This is a genomic window from Microvirga sp. KLBC 81 (assembly GCF_003075415.1).
Taxonomy (GTDB): Bacteria; Pseudomonadota; Alphaproteobacteria; order Rhizobiales; family Beijerinckiaceae; genus Microvirga.
The window spans coordinates 1-12,187 of record NZ_QDAH01000113.1 but is presented as its reverse complement, the minus strand read 5'-3'; the positions used below and the strand labels follow the sequence as shown (position 1 = coordinate 12,187).

At 61.9% G+C, this 12,187-nt stretch carries 11 protein-coding genes, 1 tRNA gene and 1 pseudogene; 5 read left to right on the top strand and 8 right to left on the bottom strand.

Annotated elements, in window-relative coordinates:
* The first annotated feature begins 390 nt into the window (after nucleotides 1–390).
* On the top strand, nucleotides 391–2,589 hold the full coding sequence (locus DC522_RS30235) for an ATP-dependent RecD-like DNA helicase (protein ID WP_116532191.1): 2,199 nt from the start codon (nucleotides 391–393) through the stop codon (nucleotides 2,587–2,589).
* Nucleotides 2,590–2,915: 326 nt separating this feature from the next.
* A complete protein-coding gene (locus DC522_RS30230; protein WP_133239415.1) occupies nucleotides 2,916–3,929 on the top strand; it encodes a hypothetical protein in 1,014 nt (337 codons plus the stop codon).
* Nucleotides 3,930–4,028: 99 nt separating this feature from the next.
* On the opposite strand, the gene DC522_RS30225 is transcribed toward DC522_RS30230, so the two are convergent.
* From DC522_RS30225 to DC522_RS30200, 6 genes are all read right to left on the bottom strand, one after another.
* On the bottom strand, nucleotides 4,029–5,507 hold the full coding sequence (locus DC522_RS30225; protein ID WP_116532189.1) for a YdiU family protein: 1,479 nt from the start codon (nucleotides 5,505–5,507) through the stop codon (nucleotides 4,029–4,031).
* Nucleotides 5,508–5,657: 150 nt separating this feature from the next.
* Nucleotides 5,658–5,918 carry a hypothetical protein gene (locus tag DC522_RS30220; protein ID WP_116532188.1) on the bottom strand — a complete coding sequence of 87 codons (261 nt, stop codon included), beginning with the start codon at nucleotides 5,916–5,918 and terminating at the stop codon, nucleotides 5,658–5,660.
* Nucleotides 5,919–6,061: 143 nt separating this feature from the next.
* Nucleotides 6,062–6,135: transfer RNA gene (locus DC522_RS30215), tRNA-Cys, on the bottom strand.
* Between the two features lie 336 nt (nucleotides 6,136–6,471).
* Nucleotides 6,472–6,795 (bottom strand): hypothetical protein, encoded by a 324-nt coding sequence (locus tag DC522_RS30210; protein ID WP_116532187.1) that lies wholly within the window; start codon nucleotides 6,793–6,795, stop codon nucleotides 6,472–6,474.
* Nucleotides 6,796–6,947: 152 nt separating this feature from the next.
* Nucleotides 6,948–7,274, bottom strand: coding sequence for a hypothetical protein (locus DC522_RS30205; protein WP_133239414.1), 327 nt, complete (start codon nucleotides 7,272–7,274; stop codon nucleotides 6,948–6,950).
* Nucleotides 7,275–7,733: 459 nt separating this feature from the next.
* Nucleotides 7,734–7,943: a cold-shock protein gene (locus DC522_RS30200; RefSeq protein WP_116532185.1), complete on the bottom strand. Its 210-nt coding sequence runs from the start codon at nucleotides 7,941–7,943 to the stop codon at nucleotides 7,734–7,736.
* Nucleotides 7,944–8,142: 199 nt separating this feature from the next.
* Between DC522_RS30200 and DC522_RS30195 the strand changes: the two genes are divergently transcribed.
* Entirely contained in the window at nucleotides 8,143–8,532 is a 390-nt protein-coding gene (locus tag DC522_RS30195; RefSeq protein ID WP_133239413.1) for a hypothetical protein, read from the top strand.
* Nucleotides 8,533–8,870: 338 nt separating this feature from the next.
* Nucleotides 8,871–9,686 carry a restriction endonuclease gene (locus DC522_RS30185; protein ID WP_165820384.1) on the top strand — a complete coding sequence of 272 codons (816 nt, stop codon included), beginning with the start codon at nucleotides 8,871–8,873 and terminating at the stop codon, nucleotides 9,684–9,686.
* Between the two features lie 12 nt (nucleotides 9,687–9,698).
* Here DC522_RS30185 and DC522_RS35165 read toward each other — a convergent pair whose 3' ends face one another.
* The gene (locus tag DC522_RS35165; RefSeq protein ID WP_165820383.1) at nucleotides 9,699–9,866 is read right to left on the bottom strand and encodes a hypothetical protein; all 168 of its coding nucleotides are present in this window, start codon (nucleotides 9,864–9,866) and stop codon (nucleotides 9,699–9,701) included.
* 350 nt (nucleotides 9,867–10,216) lie between these two features.
* On the opposite strand from DC522_RS35165, the pseudogene DC522_RS30180 reads away from it, so the two are divergent.
* Nucleotides 10,217–11,197: pseudogene (locus DC522_RS30180) on the top strand (IS30 family transposase); the annotation flags it as partial.
* Nucleotides 11,198–11,749: 552 nt separating this feature from the next.
* Here DC522_RS30180 and DC522_RS30170 read toward each other — a convergent pair.
* Nucleotides 11,750–12,187: nucleotidyl transferase AbiEii/AbiGii toxin family protein (locus DC522_RS30170; protein ID WP_165820382.1), on the bottom strand; the 438-nt coding region annotated here is incomplete at its 5' end.

Sequence of the window (12,187 nt, the reverse complement as noted above, 5' to 3'; positions counted from 1 at the left end):
CTTGATGACCTGCTGCCGTGGTCCTATGCGGTCGCGCAAGACCTCAAGGCCGTGGCCTGAAAACACCGCTTACGATCCACTCTCCATTCCAACCTCCCGGTCCGCATCCAATCCCGGGGTACGGCGTCGTTAGCTGGCTGTTAACCATCTTTTCTGTTGCCTGTGGAAACCGGGCAGAACCTTCCTCGCACCCGGCTTTTGCCCTTGCCCTCGGACATTGCAGGCGGCTTCGGGATTCCCATGGACGGCGCTGGTGTCAATCCGAATCGCCGCAAAAAAGCCACGAAACAAACAGAGAACATTTGCCGCTCAGGACGGAGTGCATCCTCGTCAGCGGTGCCATCCAGCGATACAGTTCGGAGAGGCCGGGAACAGTACCCGGCAGGCACCATGAACCAGATGATTCGACCCTCACAAGTGGATCAGAGGCCGGTCCTTGAGACGCTCGCAGGCTCGATCGAGCGCATCACCTTCCACAATCCCGAAAACGGGTTTGCCGTCCTGAAAGTCCATACCCGGGGCAAGGGCGACCTCATCACCGTGGTCGGCCACACCCCGGCGGTTTCGGCCGGCGAGTGGATCACGGCGAGCGGCCTGTGGATCAGCGACCGCACCCACGGGCTTCAGTTCAAGGCCGAAGTGCTCAAGACCACCCCGCCGACCGGGGCAGAGGGGATCGAGAAGTATCTTGCCTCGGGGCAGATGCGCGGCATCGGGCCGGCCATGGCCAAGCGGATCGTGGCGGCCTTCGGCGAGGACACCTTCGAGATTATTGAGGCCCAACCCGAGCGCCTGACCGAGGTGCAGGGCATTGGCCCCTGGCGAGCCTCGAAGATTGTGGCGGGCTGGGCCGAGCAGAAGGCCGTGCGGGAGATCATGATCTTCCTGCACGCGCATGGGGTTGGCACGGCCCGGGCGGTGCGCATCTTCAAGACCTACGGCTATGAGGCCGTTCAGGTCATGACCGAGGACCCATACCGTCTCGCGAAGGACGTACGCGGCATCGGCTTCCGGACGGCGGATGCCATCGCAGCCAAGCTCGGAATGGAAAAGACCGCGCCGCAGCGGATCCGGGCGGGTATCTCGTTTGCACTTCAGACCGCTACCGACGAAGGACACTGCGCTCTGCCGGTCGAGGCCCTCACCCGCCTGGCCGAGCAGCTGCTCGAGGTGGATGAGGCCCTGATCCGCACAGCCGTGGTCGAGGAGCTGTCCAAGGGCGAGATCGTCTCGGATACGATCGGGGACGAGACCTGCCTGTTTCTCAAGGGGCTCTACCTGGCCGAGCAGGCCATCGCCTCCCGGCTGATCGAGAGAGCCTCCGGCCCGCCGCCCTGGCCGGAGATTGACCTCGACAAGGCTGTCCCGTGGGTGGAGGGCCGCACGAACAAGACCCTGGCAGCCTCGCAACGCGAGGCTCTGAAACTGGTGCTCGGCTCAAAGGTGGCGGTGGTGACCGGTGGCCCAGGTGTCGGCAAGACGACCCTGCTCGACACGATCTTGCGCCTGCTTGTCGCGAAGGGTGTCCGGGTGGCGCTGGCGGCACCGACCGGACGGGCCGCCAAGCGCATGACCGAGCAGACCGGGCTGGAGGCCAAGACCATCCACCGGCTGCTGGAGATCGATCCGAAGCACGGCGGCTTCTCGCGCAATGAGGAGAACCCGCTTGATTGCGATCTGCTGGTGGTGGACGAGACCTCCATGGTCGACGTGCCGCTGATGAATGCGCTCACCAAGGCGGTTCCGCCCCATGCGGGCTTGCTGCTGGTGGGCGACGTGGACCAGTTGCCCTCCGTCGGATCAGGGCAGGTACTGGCCGATATCATCGCCTCAGAGCGCGTGCCCGTGGCTCGCCTGACCGAGGTATTCCGGCAAGCGGCGGAAAGCCGGATCGTGGTGAACGCCCACCGTATCAACAAGGGCCAAATGCCCGAACCGCCGAAGGCGAGCGAGCAAAGTGACTTCTACTTCGTCGAGATCACTGATCCCGAAGAGGGCGTGCCGAAGATCATCCAGATGATCAAGGAGCGCATGCCGCGCCGGTTCGGGCTTGATCCGATGAAGGACATTCAGGTGCTCTGCCCGATGAACCGGGGCGTGCTGGGTGCGCGTAACCTCAACATCCAGCTTCAGGAGGTGCTCAATCCCAATCCTCCTGCCAAGGTGGAGCGGTTCGGCTGGCGCTTTTCGCCGGGAGACCGCGTGATGGAAACTCAGAACGACTACGACCGGGAGGTCTTCAACGGCGATCTTGGAACTGTCGTCCGGATCGACGATGAAGAGGGGGCACTGATCGCGGCGTTCGATGGGCGGGAGGTGTCCTACCCGTTCGGTGAACTCGACACGCTGGTGCCCGCCTACGCCACCACGATCCACAAGTCGCAAGGCTCGGAGTATCCCGCCGTCATCATCCCGGTCGTCACGCAGCATTTCACGATGCTGGCCCGCAACCTGCTCTACACCGGCGTCACCCGAGGCAAACGCCTGGTCGTCTTGGTTGGCCAGAGGAAGGCTGTGGCTATGGCGGTCAGAGGCGGGCAGATGAAGCGGCGCTGGACGAAACTGCGGGAATGGATGGCCAGCCCTTGACCGGATCCGACCTTCATAGGGCGTTGTCCGGCAGCAGAAGGTCAATCAAGCGTCAAAGGCCGCGTTTCCGGTGCTGTTCGCGCTCACACGCTTCCGCTCTCGGGATTGTATCGGAGGGGAATGTCCGCGGAGGGCGGGGCCGGTACCAGCATGCTGCCGATGCCTGCGGAGCTTGAAAATCCCATGCGCTACGGACTCCTGGAGGTGGTACAAGCCGCGTCATGCCCCTGCTCGCCTACACCCACTCAGGGGAGCCGCTTGTTGCTCCTCTGCTATCCGATCACCAATGGGAGCAACTGAGATCGGCGCGGAACCGCGACGCGTGGATGCCGCATGGGAAAGGACGGGCCATTCCCAAGGTCTCACGCCTCGGAACACGGTTCTTCGCTCATCCTCCCGGACAACCGACGACAGGAGCAAAGGAGAGCGATCTCCATCTCTCCATCAAAGCCCAGAGCCTGATCGGCGCCCGGGCCGCAGGCTGGGATGCTCTCCCGGAGCAATCCGGGACCACGCCTGACGGCCATGACTGGCGGGCGGATGTCCTGTGCCGCCGGCCCGGAAAAGCCTGGACCGTCGCCGTCGAGGCCCAGGTCCAGCTCCAGGGCGAGGAAGCCTACCGTCAGCGGCAGGAGCGCTATGCCGCTTCAGGCATTCGCGCCCTCTGGCTGGTCGCTCACGAGCCCGCGGCCCTGCACCGCTATTGGCGCGAGCCCGATCCGTATCTGCCGGCCTTCAAAACCACGGTCGGGAAGGATCGGCACGGCCGGCCGGAGGCGCAGGTGCAGATCGACGGCTTATCGCTCGCCATCCCCGAATTCGTCTCCGGCGCGCTCAGCGGGCAGCTGCACTGGTCTGGGAACGGCCGGCACGGGATCATCATGCTCGTTCTCCACAAGGATCAGTGTTGGCACCGTACCTGCCGAAAGACGGTCCTCCTCGCCTACAGGGCCGAAACGCTGCGGAGGATGCCGCTCGGCCTTGAGGCGGCCCAGGCGATGACGGGCTATGGCGACGCTTATGCCAGGGCTCGAGCGGTTCTTCCCGACCTCGCGGACAATCCATGGCCGCTCAGAAATGCTCTCGCGTCGCGTTGCCCTCACTGCCGGCGGGAGATCCGGTATCACAGCCATGACTGGGCGGGTCAGGACGTCGTTGAAGTGCCGATCGGCGTCGATGCCGGTGAGCAGGGCCGACGCCTCGGCGTGACCCCACATGCGCAATGGCATTGGGGACCTGAATCCCGTTGGACGCGCTGGGCTCCGCTCGGGGGCATCGGCCTGATCTCCCATCGCCGTCTCGCGATGCGTCCGAGACGCCTCGGCCCCGGGACAGGCTGACAAGTTTCGCGGACGGAGCACCGGCCGCGGAAGCTTCCCCGGTCCAGATCGGCCTGACCTGCCAAAGGCCACGCCCCAAAGAGTGGGCCCTTTGCCGCCTCAGGTCCCGCAGAAGGTCCGGTAGACACGCTCGTGCGGCTCCGGCGGTTCGGCGTAGTGAGCAAACGCCGGCTGATCCTCGTAGGGCTGCGAGAGAACCATCAGAAGCTCCTCGAAGGGAGCAAAGTCGTCCCGCTCCACCGCAGCTTGAATCACTGCCTCCACGTGATGATTGCGAGGGATATAAGCCGGATTGACGACTCGCATGGCAGCCTGGCGGGTTGCGCCGTCTTGCGGCTCATGGCTCAACCGCTCCCGCCAGCGGGCGGCCCAGGCATCGTAAGCCAGCGGGTTGATGAACAGGCTTCGGACGGCCTCGTCCGCTTCGGGTCCGGCGGCGGCATCGCTCAGCCGCCGGAAGGTCAGGGTAAAGTCGGCCTGGTTCTCAGCCATTGCCTTCAGAAGGTCTCCGGCGAGCGTCGGGTCCTCCTCGCGCTTCGTCAGCAGCCCGAGCTTGTGCCGGAGCCCTGCATGATAGGCCGCTTCGAATTTGCCTGAATAAGCGACGAGTGCTTCATTCGCCTCGGCGACGGCCTTCTCCTCATCCTCGGACAGGAGCGGCAGAAGCGCCTCGGCCAGCCGCGTCAGGTTCCAGAGGCCGATGCGCGGCTGGTTGCCATAGGCGTAGCGGCCCTGCTGGTCGATGGAGCTGAAGACTGTGGCGGGATCATAGGCGTCCATGAACGCGCACGGGCCATAGTCGATGGTCTCGCCGGCAATAGACATGTTGTCGGTGTTCATCACTCCGTGGATGAAGCCGATGTGCAGCCAACGGGCAATGAGGTTTGCCTGGGCGGCGATCACCTGGTCCAGGAGAGCCCGATAGGGCCGGTCACTCTCGGCGGCCTGTGGGTAGTGCCGTCCGATGACGTAGTCCGCGAGGAGGCGCAATCCCTCCACGTCCTGGCGGACGGCGAAGAACTGGAATGTGCCGACCCGGACATGGCTCGAAGCCACCCGCGTCAGAACCGCCCCGGGAAGCCGCGTCTCACGGACAACCGTCTCGCCGGTCAACGCGGCGGCAAGCGCACGCGTTGTCGGCAGCCCGAGCGCCGCCATCGCCTCGCTGACAAGATACTCGCGCAGCACAGGCCCCACCGCCGCTCGTCCGTCGCCGCGGCGCGAGAACGGTGTCGGGCCTGAACCTTTGAGCTGAATGTCCCGGCGGATGCCGTCTCGATCAACCACTTCGCCGAGGAGGATGGCACGGCCGTCGCCGAGCTGCGGCACGAACTGTCCGAACTGATGGCCGGCATAGGCCATGGCAATAGGCTCAGCCGCATCCGGAACGCGGTTACCGGACAGAAGCTCAAGCCCTTCGGGACCGGAGAGGCGATCCGGGTCGAGGCGGAGTTGCAGGGCGAGATCCCGGTTCAGCCGGATGAGCCTCGGAGCCCTGACCGAGGTGGGCGCCATGCGCGCGAAGAAGCGCTCCGGCAGGCGGGCATAGGTGTTGTCGAAGGGGAAATGAATTGTCATCGGACCGGTTTCACCGTCAGGACCCCGTGACATCGTATGGGGTGCTCCTGAAAACAAGAGCCGGATATGCCCTCCGGCTGAAGCGGGTCCACGGCGCCCTGTCCCCGATTCTGGACAGCGCTCGGGACCATTCTGTCCCGGAAGAGACGGTTACCGCTCCCGCTCAATGATGCGGTACTCAACGTCGATAATCTCCCCTGCTCGGCGGGCTTGCGCCATCCTGCGGCGAAGGCGCCACCGCAGGATCATGCCGGTGATGATGGCCGCAGGGATGAGGATCAGCGCAAGTCCTGCGGCCAGGACGATCAGCAAAAGGCCCAGCGAGACGGCAGCAATCAGCACCAGGGCGGCGGCCCAGCGAGGCATCCGGATCAATCTGATGCCCGGATGGGGCGGATAGCGCGGGTCCATATCCCCTCTGTGCAAAGCTCTGCGTCAATCGTGCTTCATATGCTGATGCCAGGAGTCGGATACAAGATCGATATGGAGCCGGGCATCTCAGCGCATCTACTTGGCGCCATGATCGTCGGAGTGTCAGGTGCTCGTCGGAAAGGTGGAGGCCTCGCCCGGAATCGAACCGGGGTGCAAGGATTTGCAGTCCTCTGCGTCACCACTCCGCCACGAGGCCGTCCGGGCGTATTCGGGATGTGGGACATGTTTGATAGTGGAGAGCCTCTCAAAGAGCAACCGCCCGCTTCGACCGGCGCTTTTCCGGCCGGCGGTCAAGCGCGTGAGACGGGCCCGAACACGTCGGCGGCAGCCCTGGATGTCCGTGTGGGCGCATTCTTCCGGAGCAATCGTCACTGTGGTTTGCGCGAAGGCTGCGACCTTCGCGACGGCCATTCATGCGGCCTCGGCTGACGTTCCCCAACCTGAGACAATCCGGATTCGTTGTCCGACCCCAAACGGCAACTTCCAGAGGCGGATCCTACGTTCGATCCGGATGCCGCCGTTGCGGCGTCTCTCAGTGCCTCTGTCCGGCCCGTTCGGCGGCACCGGCAAGCCTGTGCTGGAGGCGAAGGCCTGCGTCACGCAGCAGGCGGAGCTTTCGTGCTATAGGTTGAGAGTTGCTGTTTCTGTCGGTCACGACGGCCGCCGCAGCCGCGAACAGGTCATCGGCAGCCATCTCGATGCCAGGGTCCCGCCTGCTCCCTCCAGTCACATCAACAAGAAGGGTCTGCAGGTCATGCAGGTCGACTTCAGTGCTTCCCCGCTCAATCCGGGACACGACGGCCTGAATGGCCTCTCGCCGCTTCTCGATCCCTTCAGCGAGTGCCGTCTCCACCATTTGCCTTATCTCCTGAACAAGTCGGCCAGCGGCGCTATGCCGGCAGTGGGAAAACACTGCGCCCGCATGGTTAATCAACGACTACAGGGGCTGGAGAAATCCGGCACTTTCAGACCCGATGCCGTCAAGCGCAATCCGCCCCTTGTCCGGCATCAATCCTTGCTCTCGGGTCGGGGTCCGTCGTGCATCGGCGCCTCGGTCGTTCCTGAACCGGATTGCTCACGAAGCATGCTCGCGAGCGCCTCGAGAAAACGAATGGACTCCTGCCGATAGGCTTCGCGTTGCGCCACTTTGATGATGTTGTGAAGAATGGCGGCGATATCCTCCAGCTTCGCGACACGCCCGGCCGCAAGAACATGAAAGAAGGTCGTGAATGCGACCATGACAGCCTGATCACGCTCCTCGAGTTGCTGACACCGCATCTTGAGCGCTTTGATGTCCTTCTCCTGAGCCGAAACAACCTCAACCAGAGTGAGCATTTGCTCATTCAGGACATCGAGGGAAGCATTCATGCCGGCAGCACGCCTCGGAGATTCAGATTGGGTGAGAGGCGGAAGCCTCGCGGCACTCATGTCATCGACTGAGACTACCCGTGAAGGCGATGAGGCTTCCGCCTTGAGGAAGTTGGCTACACCGCGGTCATTACGTTCCAAAGGCATTTCCTCTTGATCTTTTTGCAGAGGCAGTGATGCGCCCACGCCTGCATCCTGAGTAGATCCTGGCGCAATCCGCTGGATCAGAGTCCTGATCTTCTGAATGTACCGGACCTGGTTCACATTCTCGCTCTTTGGCGTGATCGCGGATCGACACGGCGACAACCATCAGGATCCGCGGCGTCGAGAGTCGATTGGAGTGGTATGTCCCTTGACAACGAAAAGCCGCTCCGTTTCGGAGCGGCTCAGGATGAAAGGGCATGGATGATCCCGCGTCCCGTTCCATCAGGCAGTCCTGAGATCGACCGCAGCCTCTTTGCCTGTGCGGCGGTCGGCCTGAACCTCGTACGAGATCTTCTGGCCTTCAGCCAAGCCGCGCAATCCGGCGCGCTCGACAGCGCTGATATGCACGAACACATCCTTGCCTCCGCCATCCGGCTGGATGAAGCCATAGCCCTTCTGTTCATTGAACCACTTCACAGTTCCTGTCGCCACGAAAGTCTTCCCTCTGTCTTGCTACTGGGTGGGAGCGTGCAGCGAATCACGTTCCCGCTCGATCCTGGTCCAGAGAAGGAACCTTCACCCGGTCGTTCGACGCATGGTGGCTCCTTCGTTCGGTCAGGATCGACCTCACAAGCGTAGATTCAGGCTCTTGTGGTGGCAAGCATCTGGTGGCAAGCATCCTGCGCCTGACGTGTCCGAGCCAGACCTAAGTTCCTATTTTCCGCAGCATCATGGGAAATTAGACCCGGGTCACGCCTGCTATGTCGCCTGCGTCAAGCCGAGTTTGTGGTTGGCATACCGGCGGCCGAACAGGGAGTCTCATGGCTCCGCCATCAACGCAGAAGCGATCCTCGCAAAGGTTCTGAATGATTTAGTCGCCGATGAGCCCATGCTGATGAGATTGTTCAACTCGCTGCAATTGATTGCAGGCATCATCCGCAAGGCCGACCGCAGCCCGGGATCCCCGGCATCGGTGCTGAACTATCTTCTATCGAAGAAACCCTCTTGGCCCAACTCACCCCATCATTCGGTGTTCGTTACGAGGAATTACGGGTGGCACGTTATCGCTCGACAAGCCTGATGCGCACAGCATTGTAGTGAGAACGCCGAGGGGCAGTCGCTCCTGACACGCAAGTCTATGCTCCGTCGATGATTGCAAAGGAGCTCTCCTTGAGAACACCGGAAAGGCTTGGAATAGAAAGTCGGGCGATGTGGGATGGAGCCTTCATGGAACCAGCCCCGGCGATGCAGTGATCCCGACTTGCTCCGAGAGAACCCACAATAATGGGCATAAGCAGGCGCGGTAGCGGAGGCCAACAGCTGTCTTGTCGTTAACGACAAGGAAAAGAACTTCCCTGGTGTCGAAACCGTCAACCCTTTGCGCGAGAGCGCGACATGAGCAACATTCGCTCCATCGACATGATGTTTCTCGATGCAGTGTTCGACATGGGGAGCGGCTACGTCCTCAACTTCTCCGATCGCACCTTCGCGCAGCTTTCCGCCGAAGAGCTCAACATCGACATCAATGATCCAGTCTATGCACGCGAGGGCGGCTCCAAGGCCAAACGTTTGTGCTCCTTCCTTCGAACCGTCGACACGCCGACCGTCACCCGAACACTAAATGCCCTTTGGGAATATCGGGAGGCCTTGCGACAGCGAACTGGCCAGGCCGACAAAGTTCACGATGCCCACGGCCGCCTCTCCCTGATCAATCGGCCTGAAGGCCGGCCGGATTGCTCCCAGGCGCCGACACTGCGGCCCACGCCAGCGTTCAACTGCGAAAAGCTGGATCAACTTAAGAGCGATCTACTCGCCATGACGTCGTTGGAAGCGTATGCCCGAGGCTATGCCTTTGAGAAGTTCCTGCGCGACTTGTTCGACACGTACAGCGCCGCGGGAGCCCTTCCGGCTGAATGGCGAGCAGATCGGCGGCAGCTTCCAGTTCGGCAACGAGACTTACAGACTTACCTTGTTGAGGCAAAGTGGCACGGCAAACCAATGGGTGTCGCCGAGCTCCACACCTTTCATGGCAAGATCGAACAGAAAGCTGCCTGGACGCGTGGCCCGTTCGTTAGCAACAGCGGCTTCACCGACGAAGGACTCGCAGCACTCGGTCGCGGCAAGTGCGTCATCTGCATGGACGGCTACGACCTCTATGAGACCCTGAACCGCGAAATCCCGCTCAACCACGTCCTCGAGCGAAGTGGCGGCGCTCTGAAGCTGATCCCGCTCTGACAGGAGCCGCATTTAACCGGCTCGAAGATCGGCAACCTGCTCCCGCAGCTGACGTTCGGTTTCGGCGGCGGAGTGGCCCGCGACGGCAAACATGCTCCATCCCGCAGCAGCACCGAGGCCTAAAACGGTTATCATGACCCGCTGCCAGTTGGGGCGCTTGGGTGCAAATGTCTGGATCATCGGAACTCCTGCCACAAAACCGCTATGGCTGCGCAACCGACTTTCTGCTCAGAGTGGTCGGGCCGACGTTGCTCACCAGACTGGCATCAATGAGGCTCAGGATAGTGCCGCCCTGATGACTTAACCGTTAAGGCATCATGGCACGCTCGGAACAGAGACGCGGCTCTGGTAATGGCCTCTCGCGAAACCAACCGGTTCGGCACCTTCAGCTCATCCGGTGCAGCCTTCAGCGTCAGGTCGCAGACTTCTTGCCAATAGGTTCCTTATGCGAACACCTCTTGTAGGCGGGGTAGATTCTATTCTGAAGTGCGAATTCCGTTACAAACAAAGGGTTCGCACCCGGAGGTTGAATGACCCTGCCCTACATCCACCTGAGCCTGGCCGACCGCCGTGAGATCGCCCGCGTGCACGCGGCCAAGATCCCGATCGGCGTGATTGCTGAACGCCTGCAGCGGCATCGTTCGACCACCTACCGCGAGATCATGCAGAACTGGGTTCACGATGAAGAGCCGTTGTATGGCGGCTATCTCCATGTGGCCGCCGACATGCAGGCCCGGGCCCGGCGGCAGCGTCTGGGCAAACTCTCCCGCAAACCGGTGCTTGCGGTCTACGTCATGGACCGCCTCAAAGCTGGATGGTCACCAGAGCAGATCGCTGGCCGCCTGCGGACATCCAGGGCGCCTGAACGGCTGTCGCATGAGACGATCTACCGGTTCGTCTACAGCGCCCAGGGGCAAAAGCTCGAGCTGGACCATGATCTGCCGATGGCACGGCGCCGGCGGCGGGCGCGCTACCAGCGCAAACCTCGCGGTCTCTTCATTCCGGCGGGCAACACCATCGAGCAGCGCCCGGCAGAGATTGCAGGCCGTACCAGCTTTGGCCACTGGGAAGGTGATCTGATGATGTTCCGCAAGGATCTGGGAAAGCACAACCTCACTTCTCTCGTCGAGCGCCAAAGCCGTTACACGATCCCGACCCGCAACCCGGATCGCAACTCGACCAGCGTCATGACCGGCATGATCGAGAAGTTGAAGGTCCTGCCGGAGACGGCGCGTCTATCGATCACTTTCGACCGCGGTACGGAGTTTGCCTATTACCCATTGCTCAAGCAGAAGCTCGGCATAGACAGCTACTTCTGCAAGCCGCAGGCGCCCTGGCAGAAGGGTTCGGTCGAGAACACCAATGGCCGGGTCCGGCGCTTCCTGTTACGGGACACCGACATTGCCGCTTTGCCGGAGGAGGCTCTGCGTGAGATCTGTAATCGGCTCAATGCGAGCCCGCGCAAATGCCTGGGCTATCGCACGTCCCAAGAGGCCCTGATGAGCTCTCTGGACCGGGACTGCCGGGGCTGTGCAACCCTGACCAACTCCGTCCCGGCAACTCCTGACCGAGAGGAGACCGATGGCTTGGCGCCCGTCGCACTTCGGATCGATTCCACCGACATTGCCGCCCTCATAGATGAAGTCGGCGTGGGGGTCGAGTGCCGAAGACAGACAAGCGGCGTTTGCCCGCCACGTGTACCCCAAGGCATTCATATATAGATCAGTTATCCCTCTACCGATACGCGCCGCGAGGAAGGTCCTCTCCGTATCGGCCAAGTACTGAAAATCGGTCGATAATCTGAACGTCGACCGTCGTCTCCAGCATCGGCAACGTGCTTCGTTGCAATGCGTCCAATACAGCCCCCGGCGCATCGTCCCGATTTGCCGCCGCCTTGGCGACCGCTGCCGCAAGCGCAAGCGGCCCAAACATCAGGTTTGACACGCGCTTCGGAGCAGTGAAGTTCGGCTCGATCGGGTTTGGAACATGCTTATGGGGCGTATAACCAGTCAGAGCGACAGCCTTCTCCGCGCTTCACAACCCAGCAGTCAAAATCAAATCGCTCATTGACCCAACCTTGCTGCTGAGGCCGCATGAGGCATCAGGAAATTGGCGATGTCTCGCACGACGTTTGCGAGATTGCCCGGATTATGTGCAACGTCCTCGATGAAGACGCGCCATTGCTGCTGCTTCTGTTCGTCCGCTGCAAAAGCCAGCGTCAAGGCATCTGGCAGGTTTTCAGGAATCTGCGTCTCGCGCCGCGCGAATGTGGCTGCGATCGCACGCGCCAGCCTGTCATCGTCAAAGCTGAACGACCGGCTGAGAATCCAAATGTCGTAGAAGTCCTTCATTCGACTGTTCGCGCGTCCCAGCACGACCATCGCCTGGAACTTTTCGGCAATGACCGTCTCCCGCGTGTAGGCCCTTAGAGCATCTAACAAAACCGCTTGCATTGATTGAAGCAGATGAGTGCGCATCCGAGTGTCGTGAAGGCCAAGTGG

What these genes read in the sequence shown, in the direction of transcription:
- DC522_RS30220 (WP_116532188.1), bottom strand. Translation starts at nt 5,918, where the DNA reads ATGGACCCGCGCTATCCGCCCCATCCGGGCATCAGATTGATCCGGATG.
- DC522_RS30235 (WP_116532191.1), top strand. Translation starts at nt 391, where the DNA reads ATGAACCAGATGATTCGACCCTCACAAGTGGATCAGAGGCCGGTCCTT.
- DC522_RS30185 (WP_165820384.1), top strand. Translation starts at nt 8,871, where the DNA reads ATGATGTTTCTCGATGCAGTGTTCGACATGGGGAGCGGCTACGTCCTC.
- DC522_RS35165 (WP_165820383.1), bottom strand. Translation starts at nt 9,866, where the DNA reads ATGATCCAGACATTTGCACCCAAGCGCCCCAACTGGCAGCGGGTCATG.
- DC522_RS30205 (WP_133239414.1), bottom strand. Translation starts at nt 7,274, where the DNA reads ATGCTCACTCTGGTTGAGGTTGTTTCGGCTCAGGAGAAGGACATCAAA.
- DC522_RS30210 (WP_116532187.1), bottom strand. Translation starts at nt 6,795, where the DNA reads ATGGTGGAGACGGCACTCGCTGAAGGGATCGAGAAGCGGCGAGAGGCC.
- DC522_RS30230 (WP_133239415.1), top strand. Translation starts at nt 2,916, where the DNA reads ATGCCGCATGGGAAAGGACGGGCCATTCCCAAGGTCTCACGCCTCGGA.
- DC522_RS30225 (WP_116532189.1), bottom strand. Translation starts at nt 5,507, where the DNA reads ATGACAATTCATTTCCCCTTCGACAACACCTATGCCCGCCTGCCGGAG.